We start from the raw sequence: 26389 nt of genomic DNA on the forward strand, positions 1-26389 counted from the left end.
GTCGTTGCACGCTTGTTTACCTACCGCCGAAGGATCCACCGCCTGCTCCACCGCCGCCACCGGCAAAGCCACCTCCAGAGAAGCCGCCACCAGAGGATGATGAGGGGGCAGCAGCGTGAATCGTTGAACTGATTGACGAGAAGCTGGAAGTCAGCTGACCGCCTATATCTCCGATGCCAGTGTTGAAGCTTGCAGGTGCGGGCATTCCAGGAGCGGCTGCGCCGAATCCTCCGATTCCGTAGCCATAGGCCATGGCGGTGAACGACCATGGTCGGAAGGTCCAATAGAGCATGGAATCAGCGGCATTCGAATCGAGCCACTCGGGGTCGCTCAACTGTGCGTTGGCACGAGCAAGCTGTTGCAAGGCCTCGTTGCTGATGCCAAATGCAGCAGCATAGACCAGATAGCGATCCCATAATGCAAGATCATCCACGCCACGATCCTCGAAGGAGCTGAAGTCGAGCAGATAGCGCCGCAGACCCTGTATCTGGCCCGCATAGGTCTGTCCCTGTTCGTTCAGCACCGTGACCTTGCCGTATCCGATGGCGAACAACGAGCACACCATCAAGACGAAGCTGCATGCAATGCCAATGACGAAGCTTCCTCCGCCAAGCGTAAGTCCGGCACCGAAACAGCCGATAAGGGCAAGAACAACACCGGAAACGCCCAAGGTTATCGAACTGCCCCGCGTGTCAGTCGCACCCAGCAATGCGAATTCCGAGCTGACGGCATTGGCGAACTTTTCCTGTTCCTTATACCCTGACTCCCATTTCTTGAAACTCTTCTGCATCTGCTTCAGATCGAACACCTGCGAAGAGAGCCTCTGCGCCGCGCATTCGAGCAAATGCAGCGCCGCGTCTTCCGATTCGCTCAACTTGAGTGCCTCACGATTGTCTGAGCACACAGGATGGATGACCATTGTTGACGTTGATGCGAGAGCCTTCTGAAGACGCTTGTCATCGCCCGCAATAGCGCTTGATATCTGTACTGAACTGGCCTTGGTCAGATCGACGTTGTCATAGACGGACAGTGGTCCGGGGTATATCGAAATGGCATGCTTTGAGGCCAATGACAGTACGCTCGCTGCCATTTGGCGTGAGGCCGTATCCGACTTTTTCCCGATAACCAGATCAGACATCGCAGCCGCAGACGCGGGACTCATGTCAGGAGGATCACGCCAATATTCCAAATCGCCATGGTATCGCGATGCCCCATATGTCTTAAATGCCGCACGGACGGCGAAAATGCTCAGCAACAGCGCAATGATGCCGCCGACAATCCAAGCGATGATGGTTACGCGCGCTTTGACCCGTTCCTGGTTCCTGGCTTTGGTTTCCTGCCGGGTTTCGTCATCGATGATGCGCTGCTTCGCCTTCGAACTGCTTGTTCTCGCAACACCGCTGCTGGCCGAGGAATCGAACATGGCGACCAGATTAAGGTGTTCACCCGCGCTCACATTCTGGGCTGAGAACTTCAATGAGCCGTCTGCCGCACGCGAGGTCGTAGATTGACCGCCGTAATGGAGCCATGCCCAGGAATTCTTTGCGTTGATCCCGTCCGGGAAGCTGACAGTTGCATGGACGGTGTCGATGGGAACCTGATTGGTGTGGCCGAAAGGTTCCCACTGGAAGGTGGTCACGTCGGGATGGGCTGTCGAAAGACCGTGGAAGGTCATGGAAATATCGAACACCATGGCTTTGGCAGAATCCGTCTGAGGAATGTTCCAGCCGATTTCCACCGGGTACTTGCTGCCTTCGCTTGCAGTGGCTGCATCGTAGGGCATCGGTGAACTGGCGTTGGAGACATCCGCGATATACCAATGATTCGCTTCTGTCTGATCCCAATCGGCGGTTTGTGAGACCTCATTGGGAGGAATCGGTCTGGTTTGCTTATATGTCGTGTTATCTGTGACGTTTCGGACGGAAACGTTGGAGATCGAGGCAAGGCCGCCTTGATTCATCGTGTATTGCTGAAACATCTGACGCCAGGGCTTGGTGTCGCCATTGTCGTCCTCGCGCTTATTGAGCCTGATGGAAACGCGCTGCTCTATTTTCAGGTCACCGTTCTTCAGCACCTGCGTCTTGTAATCGAGTGAATTGTAGGAGAGATCGGCCTTGTCAAAGCTCGATACGCCAATGCCTACGAGAATGGCGGTTGCGACGGCGGCAACTATCACAGAAGCGAGCAGACATCCGATGAGGCGTTTCACATTCCACATATGACTGTGGTTTTCTGCGTCGTCACTGCGGAGTGGAACATCACTGTGTAGTGGGTCATCACTACGTATTGGGTTATCACTATGTTCTGGTGAATACTCTTGAGCAGTGTGCATTGCTTGCTTTTCCTTCATATGACTATGCGACTGGCTGCATCCTGCGTCAACAGCCTCGCGTACCTGTGATGGCAGCGTGTCTGAATGACCGACCGGCTTGGTTCGGCATCGTGGTTGCTCTTAATACGCGATGATTTTCATTACGCAATAGTGTTCAAGTGTTTCCGGCACTCCCCATTTCGGGTACCGCACGCGCGTTCGAACAGTCAGAACTTTACCTGGGGAACAACCCGATCCTGTTCTCCTGCTTCGAAGAAAGTAGCCTCGTGGAAGTGGAACATGCCGGCGATGATGTTGCTTGGTACCGACTGAATCTTGATGTTGAACTTCTGCACGACATCGTTATAGAACTGACGCGCATAGGCGATTTTCTGTTCCAGCTGGTTCAGCTGATTCTGCAGATCCATGAAGTTCTGGTTGGCCTGCAGCTGTGGATATGCCTCAGCGGTTGCACGCAGGTTCACCAGAGCGTTGCTCAACTGGTTTTCAGCCTGGGCTCGCTGCTGCGGATCACCCTGACGTGCTGCCTCGACAGCATTTGCACGAGCCTCGGTGACCTTCTGGAACACTTCAGATTCGTGGGTCGCATAGCCCTTGACCGTTTCGACAAGGTTGGGAACCAGGTCGGCACGTTGCTTGAGCTGGACATCTATCTGAGCCCAACCGTTGGCAACGCGGTTGCGCAAGCCAATCAGAGCGTTGTAGACCCCAATGCCCCACAACACGAGGATAACGACAATAACAACTATCACGAGTACAGCAATGAGTAATCCGTTCATGCACACCATTGTCTCATAGACAGTGAATCTACGAATCAGACGCCGTCTTTTGCCTGCCGTTGTTGACCTTTGTGGAGGTGCGTTCTGTTTCATGGCATGGTATTGGGCTACTCGGAATTCTCTGGGCTGCTTGGGATTCTCGGTCTCTCTCGTTTCGACCCGGCTGAGCATGCTTCTTGCGTGCTATTCGAGGATGTTGGCGGTGGCTTCCGCTCGATGGGACAGGTAGTAGGGACGGATGGCGAGGATGCCGACCGCCGTGCCCAACAGGAGCAGGATCGCGATGCCGACGCTGCCCGTGTACGGCAGGCTCGCCAGGGAGTGCGCCGGGTCGGCCACCACGATGGTGCGACCATCCTGGGACACGTACGCCAGACTCGTGCCCTCGGTGCGATACAAGGCCAGCGTCACCTCACTCGCATCCACGTTCCACACCGGCACGGTCTCCACCGTGAAGTCCTTCACCCGGAAATAGCCAGACGGGGCCGCAGTCTCCCGGAACGACAGGGCACGAGCCTCCACGCCCTGCAGGGTCAGTCCGCCATCCGCACGACTCGCCACCTCGGTACCACCCGCAGCATCCAGACGATACACCCCATCGGACAGCTTCGAGAACCTCAACGCCGACCCATCGCGAGACACCTCAAAGCGAGCGTCTCCAAGCGGCTTCGACATGTCATCCCTATCCACCTTCACCAGGTTCACTGCAAACGAATACACGTTTGCCGTAGCGGTCTTGGTTTCGGCATCACCACCACTCTTGGAGCGTGTCAGAGTCACCGTGTTCTTGTTCGAGTTGATTTCCCCGCCTCCGGGAGCACTCAACGTCGCATCCGTGTTCAGTACCGCTGCATAGCGGATACGAATCAACGACCTAGCAGGCACACTGGTCTTATTCGCTACATGACCACCCGAATCCTCAGCGAACAAGGTCTTCAACCCATCCACCGTCAACGACTGGTCACTAACCATAATCGACGAAGGCGGCAGACCACCCGTCACCTCCGTGTCCGCATCAGGCACGTCCATGAACACCCTCACCCCAGACGCGGCAGGCAAGGCCAACCCCGTGTCAGCCGCATCAGAGACACCAAACTGATACGAGCCATATGACACCGACGAGAACCCTGACAGGTCAGGCACCTGCAAAGCTATCTCAAACTCCACACTCGCACCCACATCAAAACCATCCAACCCATCATCATTCACCACACGCTTCGACACCTCCGCGATGCTCGTCTTCAACATGGCCACGCCCAGGCGAGGCTTGCCCCTGACCCCAGCATCCACAAAATCCACCATCCGACCATCAGCACCCAGATGCTCGTTGAACGCCTTCGTGCCCACAATGATCGGCAGGGACCCGCCGGAAGCCTGACTGTCATCCACGATCAGATACAGGCCCGGACCAGACACCGCGAGCGTCGCAGCGCCACCGGCAGATGCCAGATCTGAACCAGCCAGCGAGCCCTTGACACCGCCAAGCGCAGCATCGCCACTCGTCGCAAGCTTTCGCGCGAACAGCTGCAAGTTGCCAGCATACGGACTGTACCCGCTCGTCACGTCATCCGACGGCGGGTCGCTCGGATAGCCAAGCCAACGCGACGCCACCCAACCAGTGGGATTGTCCGCGTCAACATCCGAACCACCAGCATCCCGCGCCGCACCCAGCACCGACGCTCTCACCGGATTGGCAGGAGTATCCAACCTCACGCTCTTCAACGCGCCCGTCTGATCAAACATTGTTTGCGCATACTCACCGATCTTGTACGCTCTCAACGTGCCGGAGGTTGCACCCGTCAGCTCGATGCCATACTTCGGCGAGGTTTTCACCTTCCACCCCTTGATCGTCGTCTTCACCGGCTCCGTCGCACGATTCGTCAGACCATCCGCAGCGCTGCCGTCCTGCTGACCCCACACATACAAGTCATAATCCTTCGTCTCGTCCGCCATCAACGCCTCAGGCAACGCCATGTTTCCATCAACACTCGTTTTGCCCGAACCCAACACCTCGCCAGGCTGAGCAGGGTTGACAATCTTCCAACCCAGCTCCGAACCCAGGTCTGAACTACCTGACAGGTCCAACGAACGCGAACCCGCACCACCAGAAACCGAAGCAGACCACGAATGTAACTTCTTGCCCGACTCCACGAACGTCAGACGCAGATCATTCGCCCCGCTCTGGCTCTGATTGCTGCTGTCTGCCGACAGCAGCAGATTCTCAAGATTCAGACGAAGAGCCAGCCGCAACCCAAGACCGGTGATGCCCGTATTGATATCGTACGGGTAACCGTCGTTCCACACAAAGAACGCATTGACCGCGTTGCTCCAGCGAGCAGAACGCAACCAAAAGCCAGAAGCACCATTAGCACAAGCGCTCGAAGGACAAGCAAGATTAGCATCAGACGACAAGCCGCTCGTGTGGTTGAAATACTGCCTCACATCACCAATAGACAACGGAAACACTCTATACGAATTCACCGAATCAGTCTGCTGCGTGTAACTGCCAGAATCACACCCTGTAGGCTGGGCAGCGGTGCACACACCCTCAATAGGAGCAGAACGCAACAAGGACTGCTCAAAACTCGAATAATTCCCAGCAGCCACCGCATCAGACACCTGAGCCAGATTCGACCTGTACGACCCCGTCGCACTATCAAACGAATTACGATACGTACCGTTCGTATCAAACCTAAAACCGGCAGTCACCACATTATCGGCCCACAGCAACGCCTCACCAGCAGCAACCGACGTCGTAGCCGACTTCGAATACGCCTGATTCACACCAAAACCAGCATCAGCCACACTCGCCACAACACCCTTAGCCAAGGTCTTATAGCCGCCAGACACCTGAGCCCCGCCATACGTGCCCGTGCTGCCCTGCTTGCCGAACACAATCCTGCGCGTAGACGCCCAACCACCAGAAGCCACAGGGGTCGCGCCATCGTCCAACGTACTGAAATAGCCGTCAGGACCCAGCTCCACGGTATCGGCAGCATCGGCAGACGCACGCTCAACCGGCATCGCCACGACCACGCCCGCGACGGACAGCGCCATGCCCAGACACAGGCAGCACACCGCACGCACGACACCACTGAAACGAGAACGCGAAACAAGACCCTTCATGGGGGAACCTTCCATCCAGCCAAAAACAGCACCCCCCCCCCCGCGACCGGCGATCATCACTAGAAACCACCTCGCCAGAACCGTCCACTAGCGACCGTCCAAGCAAAGCGCCGCAACCGTTTCCTGCACAGCCACAACACATCGCAGCCACACTACAAACGCACATAAAGCTTGCGGCATCTACCACGGAGGGAAAATATCAATATGCATAATATTGTATATTATGGAGGTATTTACTCGTCTGATTTCATTCTCAGCTCATCTAGCTCGCTCACAACGTTTACATACCGGCCTTCTCGATACCATCCATGAGAATCGAAAAGCTTCAAGCGGCCTCGCTCTGTGCAGTGCGCGATGTTCTGATTCGACTCATGAGATTCAAGCGCAGCGCTCAGAAATGACACCCCGCAGGATAGCATGGAGCGCAGGTTAATCTACGAAGGGACTTCGGATATGGAAAAACAAGGAATGCGGGCAGCACAAGAACTCAACAAGCGCCAGATCAAGCAACTTCGCGCGCTTGGCAATCATCTGAATCCACTCATCATCATCGGCAAGAGCAACCTCACTGAGGCCAGCATCAAACAAGCGGACGAAACCTTGGAAAATCGCGAGCTTATCAAATGCTCGGTCTTGAACGGCTCAGATCTGACGGCGCGCGATGCAGCCGCTCAACTGGCAGAGCAGCTTGGCGCCTCTGTTGTGCAGGTCATCGGCAACCGTTTCGTCATCTACCGCGAAACAAGCCGCGACGACGTAGAAAAAATCAAGCTCGTTCGCTGATTTTCAGCAAGTAGTTCGTTCATTGTGAACTCATCGCAGTATCCGAACCCCAAAAAGGCGTAATAGCAACGTCAAACAGCCAAAAAATGCGCGTGATACATGACGAAGTTCACAATGAGCACTCATGGGGCATGGGGAAGAGAAAAAATAGCGTAGATGCCGTGGATGTGGGTTTCCCCACCTCCACGGCATCTACGCTATTTGGTCAGCGTTGCGCTGGCTCATTGGTTTTGGGGCTTTTAGTCCTCGAAGGGATCAAAGTCCTTGCGAACTCTGCGGCGAGGGCGTTCGCTGCGTTCTTCGCGGTCTGCGCGATACTCGTCATAGTGCTCGTCTGGAGCATAGTGAGGAGCTTCGCGACGACCACGGTAGCCGCCTCTACGATCATCACGACGGTCATTGCGGTCATGACGGTTATCACTGCGTTCGCCACGATCAGAACGACTATCGCGATCATGACGCTCGTAACGATCCGAACGATCATCATGACGATCCCTGCGGTCGTAGCCACGGTCGGAACGGTCAGAACGATCAGCATGCTCGCCCCGATCATCACGGTCGTCACGGCGACGACGTGGGCGATCATCATTGTTGTAATGCGAGCGATATCCACCGCGATCACCACGGTCACCACGGCGATCACCATGACGGTCTCCGCGGTCTCCGCGGTCTCCACGATCTCCACGATCGCCACGTGATTGGCTGGCGCTCTCCTGGCTTTCAAATCCCGGAATGGCAAGCGAAATCTTGCCGCGGTCGTCAACGCCTTGCACGATGACCTCGACGGTGTCGCCTTCCTTCAGCACATCTTCGACAGCGTCCACGCGCTCACCGTTGGTGAGATTACGGATCTGTGAAATGTGAAGCAGACCATCGGTTCCTGGCGTGAGATTGACGAAGGCTCCAAAGCTTGTGGTCTTCACAACCTTGCCATTGAAGGTCTCTCCGGCTTCTGGAACATGTGGGTTGGCGATCTGGTCAATCATTTCCTTCGCCTTGGCTGCAGCTTCGCCACCTTCGGAAGAAATGTAAACCGTACCGTCATCCTCGATGGTGACGTCAGCGCCGGTGTCCTCTTGAATCTGGTTGATCATCTTGCCCTTCGGGCCAATGACTTCGCCAATCTTCTCGACGGGGACGGTGGTGCTGATGATGCGCGGTGCGTATGGACTCATCTCGGCTGGGCTGTCGATGCACTCGTTGATGACTTCGAGAATCGTCGTGCGAGCTTCCTTGGCCTGCTGCAAGGCAGCAGCAAGAATATCGGCAGGAATGCCGTCAAGCTTGGTGTCAAGCTGCAGCGCGGTGATGAATTCCGAGGTACCTGCAACCTTGAAGTCCATGTCGCCGAAAGCATCCTCTGCACCGAGAATATCGGTCAGTGTCTTGAAGATGTGCTTGCCATCGACGTCGCCGGACACGAGTCCCATGGCGATGCCGGCAACTGGAGCCTTCAGAGGAACGCCTGCTGCGAGCAGCGACAAAGTCGAAGCGCACACCGAACCCATGGAAGTCGAACCGTTGGAACCAATGGCTTCGGAGACTTGGCGAATGGCGTATGGGAACTCTTCGCGGCTTGGAAGCACTGGAACCAGCGCGCGCTCTGCAAGAGCACCGTGGCCGATCTCACGACGCTTTGGCGAACCGACGCGGCCCGTCTCACCAGTTGAGTATGGAGGCATTTCGTAATTGTGCATGTAACGCTTTGAAGTCGGGCCGGAAAGGGCATCGACCTGCTGCTCCATCTTGAGCATGTTCAGTGTGCTGACACCAAGAATCTGGGTCTCACCACGCTGGAAGAGCGCCGAACCGTGAACGCGAGGAACGATGTCAACCTCGGCGGACAGGGTTCTGATGTCGCGAAGACCGCGGCCATCAATGCGGTAGTCCTGAGTCAGAATGCGCTGACGAACGATCTGGCGCTGCAACTCCTTGAAGGCGTTGCCCAGCTCCTTGTCTTTCTCGGCATCTCCCATGTCGGTGAATTCAGAGGCGAGAGCTTCACGAACCTTCTCCTTGATTTCGTGAATTCTGTCCTGACGCGGCAGCTTGTCAGCGATGGAAAGAGCCTCATCCAAATCGCCGTGGGCAATCTCATCGATGCGCTTGTATAGATCATCGGTGTATTCAGGGAAGAGTGGGAATTCCTTGGTTTCCTTGGCAACCTTGGACTTGAGCTCGTCCTGCGCCTCGCAGATTGCCTTGATGAACGGCTTGGCAGCCTCAAGACCCTGTGCCACAACATCTTCATCAGGCTTGATCTGATCCTCGTCGTAAATGAGCTTCCAGGCATTCTTGCCTGCACCAGCCTCAATCATGGCGATGGCAACATCACCATTCTCGATGACTCGGCCAGCAACGACAATCTCGAATACTGCGCGCTCACGCTCGCTCCAACGTGGGAATGCAACCCACTGACCATCAATCAAGGCCAGACGAACGCCGGAAACTGGACCTTCGAAAGGCAGTCCGGAAATCATCGTGGAAGCAGACGCACCGTTGAGTGCGATCATGTCGTATGCGTCTTCTGGGTTGACGGAGAGAACGGTCTCTACAACCTGGACTTCGTTGCGCAAGGTGTGCGGGAACAATGGGCGCAAAGGACGGTCGATGATTCGGCAGGCCAGAATGGCTTCCGAGGACGGGCGACCTTCACGACGGAAGAACGAGCCGGGAATCTTGCCGGCTGCGTACATCTTTTCTTCCACATCAACGGTGAGTGGGAAGAAATCGTAATTTTCCTTGGGGCTTGAACCAGCTGTTGTGGTTGAAAGCACCATTGAATCATCATCAAGATAGGCTGCGACCGCACCGTCTGCCTGCTGGGCAAGACGACCGGTTTCGAAACGCAATGTGCGCGTTCCGAATGAGCCATTGTCAATAACCGCTTCTGCGGCTTGTATTTCGGGACCCTCCACGGGTTCCTCCTTCACTATTTTTTTCATCACATTCGCTAGATTGACTAGCCAAAACCTAGCGCCATCTAGCGCTTCATCCATCTTGTGCATCCCGGACGCGGTATACCTGACCGCGTGCTCCTTGCTGGAGATACCTGCTGTGTCCGCATTATTCCGTCATACCTTGAACCGTCTTCGACTCACGTTGCGAATTCATGACGACTCATCTGTCTAACCATCTGCTGTGCCCAGCATCTACCGTATTCACTTGTTCCGAATGCCGGTATGCAAAAGCGCCCGAGCATATTGCCCGGGCGGAAGTATTCAATTATCGGCGCAATCCCAGATTGCTGATCAATGAACGGTAACGTTCGATGTCAACTCGCTGTAGATAATCGAGCAGACGACGACGGTCGCCAACCATCAGAAGCAAACCACGACGTGAATGGTGGTCGTGCTTGTGTTCTTTCAGGTGCTCGGTCAGGTCGCTGATGCGCTTGGTCAGCAACGCAACTTGAACTTCGGGAGAACCCGTATCACCCTCATGCGTCGCGTACTTGGTGACGATCTCTTGCTTTTCCTGTGCCGTAAGTGCCACGGCTCCTCCTTGATATTGCTGCGCGGTGCCACGACCCAGTGTCGAAGCGCTCTCATTCCGCGGGCGAAACACGCCAAGTCAATAGTGTACACTCACCTCGATATTTTCACCCCCAACAGCAAAGCAACTTCACACGATGGTCAGCAGCCCACCAAACAGCACAATGCTCAGCGCAATGAGCTCGATAATGAAGAAAAGCGACATGGCCGACCAGCTATGGGTGAGCACATTCAAAGGCGAATCTTTTCGCACGATTACCAGAATGGCCACAAACAGGAATGCGAACACTGCGGCCCCAAGCGCTGCCGCGATCACCCCCAAATTCGCAGCATTGGCGAGATAGGCATATTTGCCAAAAACAACATAGGTCCCGTACCAAAACGATATTTTCAGCAGACACAAACCAGATATGAACTGCTCAGATGCGAGCGCGAGAATCAGAACGGTCTTCCATAACCACGACTTGCTTTCGAGAACGCACATCGCGAGTGCGATCAATGTCACAACCGTGACGGTCCAGCCAATGACGGCTATCGCTGGAGTCTCGACCATGTCCAGTCGCACGATAAGCCCTTGAGTGTGGCGCAGGGCAAGGTAGCGGCCAAAGCCATAGGGGGCAATGATTGCAGCGAGTATCAGGACAATGAAAATGGTCATGCCGACAGGATTGGACTGCTTGCGTTCGATATCCGCCAAGGAAAGCTTGGAGTCAGGAATTTCACCGTTGCTGTTCTCACTCATATTCGTATAAGCCTGCTCGCTACCCTGTGTCTGAGTATTAAGTGTCTGTGTATTAGTCTGGGTATTTCCCAGTGCCTGTGAATTACCCAGTGCCTGTGTACTGCCAAATGTCTGTTCGCTACCCATGGTCACCAACCGTTCATGCATCACCCATAAGTATAAGGGTTCATCAACGAAGACAAACCCCCAATTCCCTGAACTTGGATGCTTCCTCCAGTCGATGCTGCCACTTTTCGAACATATCTGGTGAAAAACGGATGCGTATTATGCACGATTGCGAGTTTTGCGGCAATTTTCAAGTATCAACGCCTATTTTTGGCTTGCTGGGGTCCGTATATCACGGCTTTTGAGCAGTTCTACTTTGAAATGGCCGCAAAACTCGCACTCTCTTCGTGATTTGAGCACATTCGAGCTCAACGCCTGTGCAACACGGTCACCATCGGCTCGGTCAGCCCCGAAAGCACGCCGCCAATCACCCAAGGAATCCAGAATGGCAACGTCATGCTTCCAATCTGCAGCTCGCCATGCCAACCAAACAGTGCAAGCAGCGCAATCACGGTTGCGATGGCCATGATAATGCTGCATATCGAATTAACCACTGCCTTCTGTCGTTTTCTCTCGTGAAGAGTTTCTGCATCATGACCGCTCGTGTCAGTCAGATCGGGCTCATCTTCTTTCGCGTTATATTCGTTGATATTGAGCAGTCCATAAGAGATTCCGTAATAGACGAATCCAAAAACAGCTGCGGCTATGCAAAGCAGCATGATGGATTCCGCAAAGGCATTGTCGTCGAGAACCACGATTGCCACGCCCAGCAGAATCAATGCGATGCCACCTGCAACAGCGAAACCAAGTCTTCTGAGAGCATATGAACGATCAGCGTCAGCATAGAAATCCTCAACATAGGGATGTCTCCTTCTGAAGTCACTATGCGCCAGACCAGCGGGAATGAGCAATGCCAAGCCGAGAGCAATGCCTATGAACATGCTTACCGTCACAAGGAATTCAGAAAACGATGAGCTTGCAATCAGCCATCCGCCATCCTCAACGTCAAACAACCTGCAGGCTGCTACACCGCACAGAATCAGCGCTACTCCAGATGCAATCTTTAAGGCAAACGATCTGCGCTCCTGATCGTATCCGGTAACGTCGGCGGGAAGAGTCTGCGTGTCTCGATCGGGCAGTGCCACGCTGCCTGCGCCCGTCCCAGATTCATGATTGCTGCTCGACTCTTCATGATGGGTACGCTCAGACTGCTGCGAATCTGCAGCTGCCTGACCCGGCCTGTTCACATCGCCAAGAACCAGGTCGTCAAGCGTGCATCCAAAAAGATCGCATATGACCAGCAGCTTATCCATCTCAGGATATGCTTTCTCTGATTCCCATTTGGAAATGGCCTGACGTGAAACGCCCAGCAGCATGGCAAGCTGTTCCTGAGTCATATTGCGTTGTGCACGCAATGACTGCAGGTTGGTTTTAAAACTCATGTCTTCTCCTCACAACGAGAAAAGGGCTATGGTACCTTTTCGTGATGCCTTCTAGCCTCGCAGAGATTCCTCGCCACCGCCACCATCTTCGAGTTGCACCCCGTCATGCAACCAACATTCTCGCGCAACCTGTGGTTGCATACGGTGTAAGACCATATCTCGCAACGCTTTCCAAGCAATGCTCGTCGCTTCGTTCTCCGATGTTTCCCATTCTATGGTCTTTCCTGCGACTAAGATACTGACGATATATCAGGTTTTATGTCGGGCAATGGTTGGGGAATCATGAACAGCACTGAATTGAACATGCACACGGCACTGGAAACACTGCCTAAATCAGAATTGCATCTGCACATCGAAGGCAGTCTGGAGCCAGAGCTCGCGCTTGAATTGGCAGACCGCAACGGAGTCAGCCTGCCCTATGACAGTCTTGCCGACTTGCGTGAGCAGTATCAGTTCACGAATCTGCAGTCGTTTCTCGATCTGTATTACGAATTGATGGGCACATTGAAAACGGCCGACGATTTCCGCGATCTTGCCCTCGCCTATTTCAAGAAGGTCAGCGCGCAAGGCGTAAAGCATGCAGAAATCTTCTTTGACCCGCAAGTGCATGTGTCCAACGGTCTCGATGTCAATATGGTTATGGACGGTCTGCTCGAAGGCATGCACGAAGCCAAGGCACGCTATGGCATCACCAGCGGCTTGATTCTGAGCATCGTTCGTGACATGCCAGTCGACACAGCACAGTCCGTTCTGGACTCGGTCAAGAATCGAGCTGACGACATTCTCGGCATCGGTCTTGACTCCGCAGAGGTCGGCTATCCACCGCATCTGTTCACCAAGCAGTTCGAGGAAGCCACCGCACTTGGCTGGCATCGCGTCGCCCATGCCGGCGAGGAGGGGCCTGCGTCGTACGTGATTGACGCACTCGACAATCTTCATGCGGAACGCATCGACCACGGCATCCACTCGGTCACGGATGCAACGCTGCTGGAACGCCTCGCATCCGAGCGCATTCCCCTCACGACTTGCCCACTTTCAAACAGAAGGCTTCAGGTGGTCGGGAGCCTTGAGAATCTGCCCTTGCACAACATGATGGAGCAAGGTGTGCTGATCAACGTCAATTCCGATGATCCGGCATACTTCGGAGGATATATTGCCGACAATTACCAGGCACTCGAAGGCGTGGGCTTCACACTCTCCGAATTGTCGAATATGGCCGAGAATTCAATCACCGCATCATTCATTAGCGATGTGGAGCGCGATGCGCTGCTGCAGCAGCTCGTCTCTTGGAAATCACGCTTCGCGAGTCTGCTCACGGCATAGCGGTGTAACTGTTGAGCGGTGATGCCGCTTCGCAGCATAGGAGATTATTGGCTTAGCATAACAAATGACCGGAGGTCTCTGCTGCTTGGATTTTCCCGACTTTGCCATAGTTTTTCTGCTGACTTACAAGAAACGCTCAGACTGATGCCCTTACCTGAAATCAGCACATATCGGCATGCTGCACCGCTGCGTGTGATAATCGATTGCAAGTACGGTGCAGCAGCGAACCGTCGAAGTTAAGGAGCAACTATGACGCAATTGGTGCATGCGATGCAATCGTGGGTGACGGGCAACGCCAACCGCATCATCTTTCTGCTGATCGTTGTGGTCGCAACTGCAACAATTGCCTACGCAGCTTCCAAGGCGCTGTGGAGGTTGCTTGAGCATTCACAGATCCCCAGCGCCACATTCTTCGTCAACATCGTCATCGGCATCATCTGGATCATTGGAGCGATGATGGTGATGGAACCGGTATTCGGCATCAACCCCACCACCTTGACCACCGCTCTTGGCGTTGGCGGTCTGGCAGTATCGTTCGGCCTGAAAGATACGATTTCGAATATCGTCGGAGGATTCGGCCTGATGCTCGGAAAGGTCGTCCAGCCGGGAGACTTGATTTCCATTGCTGGAATAACCGGCACGGTGAAGGACGTGACCTGGCGTCACACCATTGTGATCGACCGCGCTGGCGAAGAGATGTGGATACCGAATTCATTGCTGAATACATCATCATTGGAGAAGATGACCCCGGCTGGAGAGGCGCTCACCCGCATTCCCTTCGTGACCAAGGGTACGGCAGACCCAGCGGTCGTCGAACAGAAAATTCTCGCCAAGGTATCGCGCGTAACGAACGGCCTGGTATTGCCTGACAAGCCAACGCTAGTCAAGTTCCAAGGCTTCGACGCGACCGGCATCCAAGGTGAAATCTGGGTATTCGCCAAGCAGGAGGTATTACCCTCGACCTTGCAGGATCTCGTCACACGAACGTTGGCCGGTGAGGATTTTCTCGCCGACTGACATGCCGTGCTGATGGCGGAAGATGGCACTCAATCAGCGCAATGAATCGTTCAACTCAATGGCACCGTATCAATCAGTCAACACACCGCCCGCCCATTGCATTATCACATATGATCACTGTTGCTCTGAGCATCATCACCTAGAACACCGTCGATCAGCATCGTGATGAGTTGTGAATAGGGGATGCCCGTAGCCTCCCACGCCTTGGGATACATCGAAATCGAGGTGAATCCGGGCATCGTGTTGATTTCGTTGACCATGATCGAACCGTCAGCCTTGACGAAGGTATCGACTCTGCTCAGACCCATGCCATCAACGGCATCGAAGGACTTGGCTGCAACCTTGCGCACATGGTCAAGAACCTCCTGTGGCAGGCTTGCAGGAACCTCGACATGGGATGCCGATTCATCCATGTATTTGCTGTCGAAATCATAAAAGGCATCATCATCCCCGTGGCTACGGGAGTCAAGCACTACCTCGCCCGGGAAGCTGGTTCGTGTCTGCTCTGAAGGAACGTCACGAAGAACCGCGCATTCGATCTCTCGACCGTCGATGCCCTCTTCGATCAGAACCTTCCAATCGTGCCTGGATGCCTCGAATACGGCAGCGGCCAACTTGTCTTCTACATCCTCACCGTCACTGCGTTCGACCTTGGTGACGCCGAAGCTTGAACCTGCACGAGATGGCTTGATGAAAAGCGGATACTGCAATCCTGACTGTTCAACCTGCGAGAGGATGTCAAGCGCATTGCGTTCAAAAGCGGAGTCCGAATCGAATTCTCGCGTATCCAAGGTCACCCAAGGGGCAACGTCGATCCCGGCCGCCTGCAGCAGGATCTTGGTGAAATGCTTATCCATGCACACCGATGATGCAAGCACACCACATCCGACATAGGGCACCTTCATCATTTCAAAAAGACCCTGAACCGTACCATCCTCACCAAACGGACCGTGCAATACCGGGAACACCGCATCGACATGTCCGAGCGAGCACACCACATTGTGCTTCTCTGGATCGATGCCACTCATGCTCACAAAACTCGTACCATACCCGTTGGCTGGATTCTTCAAATCCTCATGCTCGCCAGCGAAGAATCCGTCACCGCCGAGTGCTGGATCAAGGAGAACTGGCCGGGATTCCTTGGTTATCTCCACGCTTGGGAGTTCCGCAGCGCCCAGCTGCCAACCCTTGGGATCCTCACCATCAACGATCCACTGGCCTTCTCTGGTGATGCCAACCGGTATGACTTCATATCGTTGCGTATCGATTGCGCGTAAAACGCTTGCCGCCGAAATGCACGAAATGGGGTGCTCGTCTGCCATGCCTCCGTACAGCACAACAATGCGTTTCTTCGCCATGTTTCTCCTTCAAACCAAATAATCACAATCCAACAGCGCCACAACACCACAGCACATTCCGCAAGCCATAGCTCAGCTCATACCGCGGCTCACAACGCAACTCACAACGCAAGCAGCTCACAATGCAGCTCGGTTGCTTATATCACCGCTGCGTTGTATCAGATGACTGTGTTGTACCAAATGATTGTGTCGTACCAAGTAATTCTGCAAGCATATCTGCACACGATATGCCATCGTTGAGCACATGACTCACGGCGGTGGCAAGTGGCGTTTCAACGTTGAGCTTCTTGGCCAAGGCAAGCATGGCATCTGTCGTGGGAACGCCCTCGGCAACCCCGTTGCTCAGCTTCGTTGCCTCTTCAACGCTGCGACCTTTGCCAAGGTTATATCCGAAGGCATAGTTACGGCTTAAAGGCGAACCACAGGTGGCGACCATATCGCCCACTCCGGCCAGTCCCGAGAAAGTCGCCGCAACGGCTCCCTGCGCTCGTCCGAGGGCAGACATCTCTGCCAATCCACAGGTCTCAACCGTGGCCACGGTATTTTCTCCATACCCTGCGCCACGGCACATCCCCACCGCGAGCGCGACAACGTTCTTCAACGAACCGCAGAGTTCAAGACCGACGACATCCTGCGAGGTATATGCCTTGAAATAGTTGGTAGTGCAGGCTTGCGCGACCGTCCGCGCGGCATCAAGACTGGCAGAGGCGATAACCGTTGCCGTGGGCTTGCGGTCGGCAACCTCCTTGCTCAAGTTTGGTCCCGAAACAGCCGCAAAGCGCGCCTGTGGAAGTTGCAGGGCTTCGCGCACGACCATGTCCATGCGCTTGCCGGTGTTGCGTTCAATGCCCTTCATCAATGAGACGACGATTGCATCCTGAGGAATGAACGCCTGAAATTCCTGCAAAGCCACGCGAGCGAACTGTGCCGCAATGGCAATGACGATGATCTGCGCGTTCTCAACTGCCGACTTGCGATCGCCTGTGGCGGTCATGGTATCGGGCAAGGTGTCGACTGATGGCAGCCGAGAAGAATTACGGTGGTTGTCTTGGATGTCGGCCACGATGTCAGGCTCCTTTGCCCACATAGTGACTTCATTTCCGGCATCAGCCATAACCCTGCCGAAAGTGGTTCCCCAGGCTCCTGCTCCCAGAACGGTTACTCGCAACATCCTCTCCTCACCTTGAGTGTTCAACGAATCATATGTTCATTCGCTGTTTCTCAGTCCTAAGCCGTGCCCGCAACCGCATACGCGATGTGGGAGCTTAAGGCTTGTACTTCATTCGATGGTATACCTCGCATCGACTTTAGGACGGGGTTTGCGCGACATCGTCGGATAATCCCACAATCCCTCCTTAGGTGGCTCTTCGCCACGAATCTCTTGCATGACGACTTCCATGCGCTCGCGTAGGCGTTCGGATAGTTCGACAATCGCAGCCTTCGGCGGTTCGCTCCCCCAGGAATCCATATCGTTCAAGAGATCGGCATAGTCCAAAGGGCGATCAAATCGCATAACCACATTCTTCCGAGGCCAAGGCCACCAATGGTTGATCGATGCCGCTCCCCAGGTGACTGCCGGGAAAATCGGTATCTGACGGCCCAATCTTCGCGAAGCTTCGAGTGCGATGAACCCTATGCCAGGCTTCAATGTCATCGGCCATTTCAATGGGTCGCGAGTCACGGTACCTTCTGGCCAGATGGTCAGCGGACGGCCGGAGGTGAGAATATCAATGGATTCCTCTTCGATGGCTTTGGCGTTGCCCGTTCTTCGCGGCACTGGCTGCATGCCAACGAGTTGGAACCATTTCCCGATAATCGGCCAATGAGCCATTTCAGCCTTGGCCATATAGCGTGGCCTGCGACCCATGTGGAAAAGCGCCATCATCGGCACGAACACATCGAACTGGGTGGCGTGGGTGGCGGCGGTGATGAATACCCCCTGTTCAGGGATTCTCTCCAAACCCCATGCCTTCACCTTGCAGCTTGCGCGAACGACCAGCGACGCTCCTGCCAGCAGACGGTCTGTAGCCTTGGGATTCTGCGCTTCTATTTCAAGCATGTTCGGCTTGCGCTCGCCCGTGGGATAATACCGGGTCGGATCAACCAGACGATGCTTGTTGGATAAGATGGTGACTTGCGCATCTGAAAGCGCTTTGACAGCCGAACGCGGCGAAGGTTTTCCCTTTGAGACCATGCTTCTATTGTCCATCAGACCATGACAGACTCATGGCGTGGCGACGACGATGAAGCGAAGGTCGAAGCTTATGCCGCTATATTGTCACAGCATTATCACAGTATTGCCGCAGTATTGCCACAGAATCCGTCGCAGTGTTACGTCAGGAAATTCGGGCGCCGAGAGCTGTCAGCTTGTCGCGGAAGTCCTCATATCCACGGTCGATCAAGGAAATTCCGTGCACCGTCGATGGGCCACTCGCTGTGAGAGCCGCAATCAGGTGGCTGAAACCGCCACGAAGGTCAGGAACATCGATATCCTGCCCCTTCAACGGCGTTGGGCCAAAGATGACGGCGGAATGCTCGAAATTGCGCTGACGGAAACGGCATGGCAGCGATCCAAGGCATTCACGGTACAGCTGAATCGTCGCTCCCATGGAAACCAAAGGCTTTGTGAATCCGAAACGGTTCTCATAGACCGTTTCGTGAACGATGCTCAACCCCTTGGCCTGAGTCAGTGCGACCACCAACGGCTGCTGCCAATCGGTCATGAACCCAGGATGCACATCCGTCTCAATGGCGACAGGCTTCAAATCCCCGCCCGGATGCCAGAAACGAATGCCGTTGTCGCGAACGTCGAATTCACCGCCAATTTTGCGGAAGACATTCAGGAATGTCATCATTTCAGGCTGGCTTGCGCCCTCTACAAAGATGTCGCCGTGCGTTGCCAGCGCTGCCGAAGCCCAGCTCGCGGCTTCAATGCGGTCGGGCAGCGAATTATGCGCGAAGCCCTTGAGTTTCTCCACGCCTTCGATGCGAAGCGTGCGGTCAACATCGACCGAAATCTGTGCGCCCATCTTCTGCAGGACGGCGACAAGATCCATGATCTCGGGTTCTGTCGCAGCTCCTGAAAGCTCGGTTTTGCCTTCTGCGAGGACTGCGGCGAGCAAGGTCTGCTCAGTCGCGCCGACAGAGGGATATGGAAGATGAATCTTTGCACCATGCAAGCCGTCCGGCGCAGTGATGTGGATGCCGGCCTCATGTTCCTTATCGACGGTAGCGCCGAGACGACGCAGCGTTTCAAGATGGAAATCAATCGGGCGACTGCCGATGCGGCATCCTCCGAGGGCTGGTATGAAAGCCTCTCCCAGACGGTGAAGCAGCGGACCAGAAAACAGAATGGGAATGCGCGATGAACCTGAGAGCGTATCAACGTCGGCCACGTCTGCAAGCTCGACATGCGAAGCATCGATGGTAACGACACCTTCTCTGGCCTTCACGCTCACATTGACTCCATGAAGTCGCAACAGATCGGAAACGACCTGCACGTCGCGAATTTCAGGCACATTTTTCAGAATCGAAACTCCTGGCGCAAGAAGGGCGGCAACCATCGCCTTGCTGACGAAATTCTTGGCACCCCGAACCTTGATGGTTCCTTCAAGAGGGCTGCCCCCAACAACACGCAACACATCATCTTCCGGCTTGACACTGGTCAACGTCGACTCCTCTTCTATTACTCGTACCTCATAAGTCTGCCACATACGATGTGGTGACCGCGTGAAATGTGCCTGAAGCCAAACGGTATCCTCACCAAGTGCACGCTGCATGCACAACGATGCAGCGCAGAACGATTCAGGTCTAGCTGTTACTGGGATATACGGCGACCTACAGAGATTTAGGGTTTTACAGGGCTTTACAGGGATGCTGCCAAGCCAGGGTTCCACATGGACGCGGTGGCCGCTTGAACGGCATCGGCACCCTGGGAGCGATAGTTGCGGTAATCGTCTGCACTGGCGACGCCACCTACTCCGATGATCGAAAAGTCATATTCGCCGCGCTCGCGTATGGCATCAAGTCTGGAGACCATATCGAGCCCAGAACGAAGAATCGCATGACCACATACCCCGCTGCGCTCCCTCCCCTCGCCTGGAAGAGCCTGTTTGCCGTGGCTGTCCACCAGTCGCGCAGAAATCGTGTTGATTGCCACGATGGCCTGTACGCTGCCGTGCCCAACCGTGACATCAAGCATATGCTGCAAGGTGACATCGTCAGGAATGTAGGCGAGCTTGATCATGAGTGGAATATCGCCGATCTCATTCTTCACCGATTCGCAGATTTCGCCAACCAAATCAGGGTTGTCGCACAGCAAGCTTCCCGGACCTTCGTTGGGGCAGCTCGTGTTCATCTCAACCAGTTTCGCACCGGTTTCCATAACCAGCTTCGCTGCGGTCACATGGTCTCGCACATAATCAGCCGTGCTCATACCGGTAGCGCGCGAACCCTGGAAGCTTGGAATCAGAAGCTGTCTGGAACCGGCGTGCTGCATTGCGAGCTGCATGTCAGGCTGCCATACATCCGGGTCCTGCGACGGAACGCCGAAGGAATTGGATATTGAAAGTGGTTCCTGATAATCAGTGTCCGCGAGCAGTCCCTCTTCAGTCTCATGACTGTCGGCCGCGATGAAGCCTGTTGAAGTCTTGGGATGAATGGCAAGAATGTTGGGAAAGGGATTGCAATCCCATGCTCGAGTACGCACTGTCTTATAGGTGCACATATCAAAACCAAGCCGAAACGCAGCATCGGTGAAATGACTGTTCAGCAAGGGGCCTGCAGGAATGCCGAAGGGCTTGCTCACGGTAAAACCTAGGAATGACGCTTGCCCGCCTTGCTCGCCTGCGTGTCCTTGTTCTGCTTCGCCACGCTGCGCTGCTTCATCTGAAGGATTCTTGGCCTCGGACTGCTCCAACACTTCGGCAAATCGGCCGAAAGGTCCCCGCCTATAGTTCTCTTCATACGTCAGCTTGACGTCATAACAAGGATTTTCAAGCATCTAACCCACCACTCCTCAATCTCCCGCCAAAAACCGGGCATAAGCGTTCATTGTGAACTTATCAAAGTATAAACGTCTCAAAAGGGCGTAATGGCCATGCAAAAAGGCCATTCTTGACGCTTTATACTTCAACAAGTTCACAATGAACGCTTCCACTACCCACGAGCGCTTAGGGGACCTGCCCAATCCAGGCTTTTCTCACGCGCAGACTTGACTTCCTCCTCCGGAAGATGCCTTGCAGGCAGCGTCTGCGGCTTGAACGGGTACTTCACCGCACGCTTCTTCTCGTATGCGGTGATATCCGCCTCGTGCTGCAGCGTGAGGTCGATGTCGTCGAATCCATTCATCAAACGCCAGCATGTGTAGTCGTCAACCTGGAACGGCAGGGTCACGTCGGCGCATTCGACGGTCCGGGTCTGCAAATCGACAGTGATGCTTCGTCCGGGTTCCTCTTCCAGCAGCTTCCACAGCAGTTCGATGGATTCCATCGGCATGATTGCTGCCAGAACGCCGTTCTTGGCAGTATTCCCATAGAAGATGTCGGCGAAGCGAGGGGCTATGATCACGCGGAAACCATAGTCGTGCAAGGCCCAAACCGCGTGTTCGCGCGATGATCCGATACCGAAGTCGGGGCCGGTCACCAGAACCTTGCCGTCTGCATATTCCTTCTGGTTCAGCACGAATGAAGGGTCGCGCCTCCATGCGTAGAACAGGGCATCCTCAAAACCAGACTTGGTCACCCGCTTCAAGAATACGGCAGGAATGATCTGATCCGTATCCACGTTTGAGCGCCTCAATGGCACTCCAGTTCCCGTGATTACCGTGAGCTTTTCCATGAACAGCTTCCTTCACATGGTCTGTTGCTGCGATGTTGCGTGCAGTTATACGTTCTTACAGTTATTGTTGGTGCCTGCGTGAAGCCGGACTTGCATCGTGATCACGCATTTTCGATGCAACTAAAGATCCGCAGGGCTGCTGATCGTTCCTCGAATTGCCGTTGCGGCGGCAACGATAGGCGAAGCAAGATGAGTCCGGCTTCCCTTGCCTTGACGTCCTTCGAAATTACGATTCGAAGTCGAGATTGACCGCTCTCCAGGAACCATCTTGTCGGCGTTCATGCCCAGGCACATCGAGCATCCGGCGTTGCGCCATTCCGCCCCGAACTCAGTGAACACCTTATCGAGCCCTTCGTGTTCTGCCTGCAAACGTACACGAGATGATGCGGGTACCACAAGGACTCTATGAATATTCTTCGCCTTATGATTACCTTTCATGATATGAGCGGCGGCGCGCAAATCCTCGATGCGCCCGTTCGTGCATGACCCTATGAATACGGTGTCTACCGCAATCGACTTGATCGGCATGCCCGGCTTCAATCCCATATACGCGAGTGCACTGCTGGTGGCTCTGCGCTTGTCTGCGTCTGCGATGCTGTCGGGAACGGGAACGGTCTCGTTGATTGGCAGACCCTGACCCGGGTTCGTGCCCCAGGTTACGAATGGGGACAGTTCGCTGGCGTTCAAATCCACGACCTTGTCAAACACAGCATCGTCATCGGTTTTCAAGGTCTCCCAATATTCGACTGCCTTGTCCCACATCTCACCTTCAGGTGCGTGCGGACGTCCCTGCAAGTAGTCATACGTAGTCTGATCGGGAGCAATCATGCCGGCTCTGGCACCTGCTTCAATCGACATGTTGCAGATGGTCATGCGCGCTTCCATGGAAAGCGCACGAATCGCGCTGCCACGATATTCGATAACGTGCCCCTGACCACCGCCGGTACCGATTTTGGCGATGATGGCTAGAATGATGTCCTTCGATGAAACACCTTGCGGCAACTTTCCTTCAACATTGACCGCCATGGTCTTGAATGGCTTCAGACTCAAGGTCTGCGTCGCCATGACATGCTCGACCTCAGAGGTGCCGATTCCAAACGCGAGAGCGCCGAAGGCCCCATGCGTGGACGTGTGCGAATCACCGCATACGATGGTCATTCCGGGCTGTGTGAGGCCAAGCTGCGGCCCAACCTGATGCACTATGCCCTGGTCTGCATCACCCAAGGGATGCAGTCTCACGCCGAATTCCTTGCAATTGCGCTCAAGCGTTGAAATCTGCTTTGCCGAAGTCTTGTCGGCAATGGGCTGATCTATATCGACCGTCGGAGTGTTGTGGTCCTCGGTTGCGATGGTGAGATCGAGTCTGCGCAGCCCGCGGCCAGCCAGACGCAGACCTTCAAATGCCTGTGGGCTTGTCACTTCATGCATCAGTTGGAGATCAATGTATATAAGGTCTGGAGACCCTTGTTCACCTTTACGAACCAAGTGGTCGGCCCAGACTTTCTCAGCCAAAGTTGTTCCCATCTCAACCACCTATCCTGCACCATAGCCTGCAATCTGAATATGTGCATGGCAACCATGCTCCATATGTATGTCTCTTACCAGAGTATGAAGCGTGCTCCGAAAAATGGACTTTTGCATTTCACATAATGAGATGGCATAATCCAGTTATGACATCTCCATCTGCGTATCCCAATGACAACGATCTTCGTCCATATGACTCTCCCGTAAGCACTTCCGCGAGTACCAAGAACATCAAGAACTCAGATATTGAAGGCGAAGCCATTCATTCTGGAGTCGGCGTTCTGGACAAGACGGTTCGAATTCTGGATGCACTGGAGTCTGGCCCCGCAACGCTCGGCCAGCTGGTTTCCTCGACGGGCCTGGCACGGCCAACGGCACACCGACTGGCAATAGCACTGGAACGTCACCGATTCGTTCTGCGAGACCTGCATGGACGATTCGTTCTCGGGTCTCGATTCGCCGAACTTGCAGCCGCAGCCGGCGAGGACCGCCTGCTTACGGCCGCAGGGCCTATCCTGCAGACCTTGCTCGACCGTACTGGAGAATCCGCTCAGATCTTTCGTCGTCAGGGAGAGCAGCGGGTCTGCATTTCTGCGGTTGAGCGCAGCAGCGGTCTGCGTGATTCCATTCCCGTGGGAGCCATGCTTTCCATGGAGGCAGGGTCGGCTGCCCAGATTCTTCTCGCCTGGGAAGATAGCGACCGCGTTCATCGTGGCCTGCGGCATGCCAAGTTCACTGCGGCAAAGCTCGCAGCCGTGAGAAAGCGCGGATGGGCTGAATCGTCAAGCGAACGTGAACGGGGTGTCTCTTCCATTTCTGCCCCGATTCGCAATGCAAGCGGCAATGTGATTGCCGCCATCTCGATTTCAGGCCCTACCCAGCGCCTGACTTCCACGCCCGGTCGTCACTTTGCCCCTCTGGTCATGGCTGCCGGCAAATATCTGAGCGACAGCCTTGTGAAAGCCTCGAACAGCAACTGACACTCGTCTTGCCTGTCGTTGCAAGGTCTGCAAGCGGCTTCCTCGTGCATGCCCTGCAACCGATCCGGTGAGTTTGGCTAGCCTCGATGCCCGAATTTGCGCAGTGAGGCGACAATCGCAGCCAGAGTTGCAGCGCTTCCTGCCAGAAATCCTGGTTTGCGCAGAAGATTCACGGCATCCCCGGTCGATGACGGAATATAGCTCATGGCAAAGGTATACGCACGGTGAGAACGCGGCTTACCCACCAGATCGCCGAATTCCAACAGCTGCGTTCGGGGATTGTCCGGGTGACGAATGTCGAATTCAAACATGCGCGCAGCACGCTTGCGAGGTGCCGGACCGTAGGATCCAAATCCACAGGTTGGCGTCGCGCCCAGCATGATGTCTTCGTATGTTCCAACGAAGCCATTGCGGTGATCGTGGCCGGCAAAGACCGCGGAGTAGCCGTGTGACTGCTTCAGGATGTCGAATTCGCCGCAATCCACATCGGAGCAGCTGATGCCTTCGCCGAGATAGCTACCAGGCAAGGTCTTCTCGGAATCCAGCACATAACATTGCTTGTCATAGCGGCGGTAGCCCTGCACGGCATAGGCCGTGGTGGACGCAACCGGCTTGAGCAGAGCGTAGAACTGCGGAAGTGGCATATGTTGGAACACGACGGACTTGGCTCCTATCGAATGCGGAAGCTGTCTGAGGAATCGCAGCCCTTCGGCGCTCGGATTGCCATATCCGCCTTCCTTCGCGTAGTCGCCTGAATTCAGGAGCACAACGCCCATCACATTGCTGCGTCCGTCCTCGTCACTCACCGGTAGGGCAAAGGTACCGGGTTCGCAGGCATATGCAATCTGATCTGGCAGACCAGCCCCGGCCATTGAGCGCGGACGCTCAGGCTGCGCAATCGTGGATTCTGGATTCAAGCATCCCGGAAATTCACGGTAGAGTGCGTCCATCTGCGCAGTATCCAAACCACATTGGAAGTCATGGTTGCCGTAGGTCACGGCAAAGGGAATGCCCCGATCGACGATGGGGGCGAGGAACTGCTGCATGCTTCGACGGACCATGTCTCGCGTGCGGGCGATGTCGCGCCTATGCTCGTCATCTTCGAAATTGTCGGCGAGCGCTGTGGCGGCATTCGCATCGTCAACAGAACCGGCTGAGCCTTGATTTCTGCCGTCATCGCCGCTGTTCGGCTGCGAAACCCCTTGGAGGGCGTTGCCGACCCACGAGCTTACGCTGCGCCCAGCTGCATAGACCCCATCCCAGGCAGTCGACCAGCGACGCTTACGAAATGTTCGCGAATATGCTGCATCATATCCGGCAATCTGGTTGCCGGACAGCACGACGAGATCGGGGCGGGCAGCATCGCACGCCGCATCGATAAGGCTTACGGTATCGGGCGAAATCGTCGGCCCATCCTGAATGTCCGCCAACTGCAGCACCCTGAACTTGCCCGAATGATGAAATTGCAAACGACCTAGCCGCGCTGAAATCGATACCGGAACACGCTCATTGTGCTGCTCAGTTGTTGTGACTTGGTGACCCGAGAGACGACTTTCAATCATGCTTCCAGCCTACTTCACTTCGCATCGCCATGCGAATATATGGC

Annotated in this window: 19 protein-coding genes; 4 read left to right on the forward strand and 15 right to left on the reverse strand. The window is 55.0% G+C overall.

The annotated features are described in order from the left end of the window. Positions 1–16: 16 nt before the first annotated feature. From QN215_RS08680 to QN215_RS08690, 3 genes are all read right to left on the reverse strand, one after another. Positions 17–2218 carry a DUF2207 family protein gene (locus tag QN215_RS08680; protein WP_369343913.1) on the reverse strand — a complete coding sequence of 734 codons (2202 nt, stop codon included), beginning with the start codon at positions 2216–2218 and terminating at the stop codon, positions 17–19. A 320-nt stretch (positions 2219–2538) separates the two neighbouring features. Continuing rightward, positions 2539–3111, reverse strand: a complete 573-nt coding sequence (locus QN215_RS08685; protein WP_369343914.1) for a LemA family protein — start codon at positions 3109–3111, stop codon at positions 2539–2541. 183 nt (positions 3112–3294) lie between these two features. Then, entirely contained in the window at positions 3295–6237 is a 2943-nt protein-coding gene (locus QN215_RS08690) for a SpaA isopeptide-forming pilin-related protein (protein WP_369343915.1), read from the reverse strand. Positions 6238–6705: 468 nt separating this feature from the next. Here QN215_RS08690 and QN215_RS08695 point away from each other — a divergent pair, with 468 nt between their 5' ends. After that, positions 6706–7020 (forward strand): YhbY family RNA-binding protein, encoded by a 315-nt coding sequence (locus QN215_RS08695; RefSeq protein WP_369345125.1) that lies wholly within the window; start codon positions 6706–6708, stop codon positions 7018–7020. A gap of 239 nt (positions 7021–7259) precedes the next feature. Here the strand turns inward: QN215_RS08695 and QN215_RS08700 are convergent, their stop codons facing one another. The 4 genes from QN215_RS08700 to QN215_RS08715 form a co-directional block, all read right to left on the reverse strand. Continuing rightward, on the reverse strand, positions 7260–9938 hold the full coding sequence (locus QN215_RS08700) for a polyribonucleotide nucleotidyltransferase (RefSeq protein WP_369343916.1): 2679 nt from the start codon (positions 9936–9938) through the stop codon (positions 7260–7262). Positions 9939–10245: 307 nt separating this feature from the next. Continuing rightward, positions 10246–10515, reverse strand: a complete 270-nt coding sequence (gene rpsO / locus QN215_RS08705; protein ID WP_369343917.1) for a 30S ribosomal protein S15 — start codon at positions 10513–10515, stop codon at positions 10246–10248. A gap of 129 nt (positions 10516–10644) precedes the next feature. After that, positions 10645–11382 (reverse strand): hypothetical protein, encoded by a 738-nt coding sequence (locus QN215_RS08710; protein WP_369343918.1) that lies wholly within the window; start codon positions 11380–11382, stop codon positions 10645–10647. Between the two features lie 287 nt (positions 11383–11669). Further along, positions 11670–12743 carry a helix-turn-helix transcriptional regulator gene (locus QN215_RS08715; protein WP_369343919.1) on the reverse strand — a complete coding sequence of 358 codons (1074 nt, stop codon included), beginning with the start codon at positions 12741–12743 and terminating at the stop codon, positions 11670–11672. A 282-nt stretch (positions 12744–13025) separates the two neighbouring features. On the opposite strand from QN215_RS08715, the gene QN215_RS08720 reads away from it, so the two are divergent. Together QN215_RS08720 and QN215_RS08725 are read left to right on the forward strand one after the other, a co-directional pair. Continuing rightward, positions 13026–14066, forward strand: a complete 1041-nt coding sequence (locus QN215_RS08720; protein ID WP_369343920.1) for an adenosine deaminase — start codon at positions 13026–13028, stop codon at positions 14064–14066. Positions 14067–14315: 249 nt separating this feature from the next. Then, entirely contained in the window at positions 14316–15083 is a 768-nt protein-coding gene (locus QN215_RS08725) for a mechanosensitive ion channel family protein (protein WP_369343921.1), read from the forward strand. Positions 15084–15187: 104 nt separating this feature from the next. Here the strand turns inward: QN215_RS08725 and QN215_RS08730 are convergent, their stop codons facing one another. From QN215_RS08730 to leuC, 7 genes are all read right to left on the reverse strand, one after another. After that, positions 15188–16441, reverse strand: coding sequence for a D-alanine--D-alanine ligase family protein (locus tag QN215_RS08730; protein ID WP_369343922.1), 1254 nt, complete (start codon positions 16439–16441; stop codon positions 15188–15190). A 142-nt stretch (positions 16442–16583) separates the two neighbouring features. Then, positions 16584–17612: an NAD(P)H-dependent glycerol-3-phosphate dehydrogenase gene (locus QN215_RS08735; RefSeq protein WP_369343923.1), complete on the reverse strand. Its 1029-nt coding sequence runs from the start codon at positions 17610–17612 to the stop codon at positions 16584–16586. 108 nt (positions 17613–17720) lie between these two features. Continuing rightward, a complete protein-coding gene (locus QN215_RS08740) occupies positions 17721–18635 on the reverse strand; it encodes a lysophospholipid acyltransferase family protein (protein WP_369345126.1) in 915 nt (304 codons plus the stop codon). 142 nt (positions 18636–18777) lie between these two features. Next, on the reverse strand, positions 18778–20154 hold the full coding sequence (gene murA / locus QN215_RS08745; protein ID WP_404978492.1) for a UDP-N-acetylglucosamine 1-carboxyvinyltransferase: 1377 nt from the start codon (positions 20152–20154) through the stop codon (positions 18778–18780). 152 nt (positions 20155–20306) lie between these two features. Further along, complete coding sequence (locus QN215_RS08750; protein ID WP_369343925.1) at positions 20307–21443, reverse strand: tRNA-dihydrouridine synthase; 1137 nt, start codon at positions 21441–21443, stop codon at positions 20307–20309. 155 nt (positions 21444–21598) lie between these two features. Next, on the reverse strand, positions 21599–22279 hold the full coding sequence (leuD, locus tag QN215_RS08755; protein WP_369343926.1) for a 3-isopropylmalate dehydratase small subunit: 681 nt from the start codon (positions 22277–22279) through the stop codon (positions 21599–21601). A 120-nt stretch (positions 22280–22399) separates the two neighbouring features. After that, on the reverse strand, positions 22400–23803 hold the full coding sequence (gene leuC / locus QN215_RS08760; RefSeq protein WP_369343927.1) for a 3-isopropylmalate dehydratase large subunit: 1404 nt from the start codon (positions 23801–23803) through the stop codon (positions 22400–22402). A gap of 146 nt (positions 23804–23949) precedes the next feature. Here leuC and QN215_RS08765 point away from each other — a divergent pair, with 146 nt between their 5' ends. Further along, a complete protein-coding gene (locus tag QN215_RS08765; protein ID WP_369343928.1) occupies positions 23950–24783 on the forward strand; it encodes an IclR family transcriptional regulator in 834 nt (277 codons plus the stop codon). Positions 24784–24860: 77 nt separating this feature from the next. Here the strand turns inward: QN215_RS08765 and QN215_RS08770 are convergent, their stop codons facing one another. Beyond that, on the reverse strand, positions 24861–26345 hold the full coding sequence (locus QN215_RS08770) for a serine/threonine protein phosphatase (protein WP_369343929.1): 1485 nt from the start codon (positions 26343–26345) through the stop codon (positions 24861–24863). Positions 26346–26389 lie beyond the last annotated feature (44 nt).

The organism is Bifidobacterium sp. WK041_4_12, assembly GCF_041080795.1.
GTDB lineage: Bacteria > Actinomycetota > Actinomycetes > Actinomycetales > Bifidobacteriaceae > Bombiscardovia > Bombiscardovia aquikefiricola.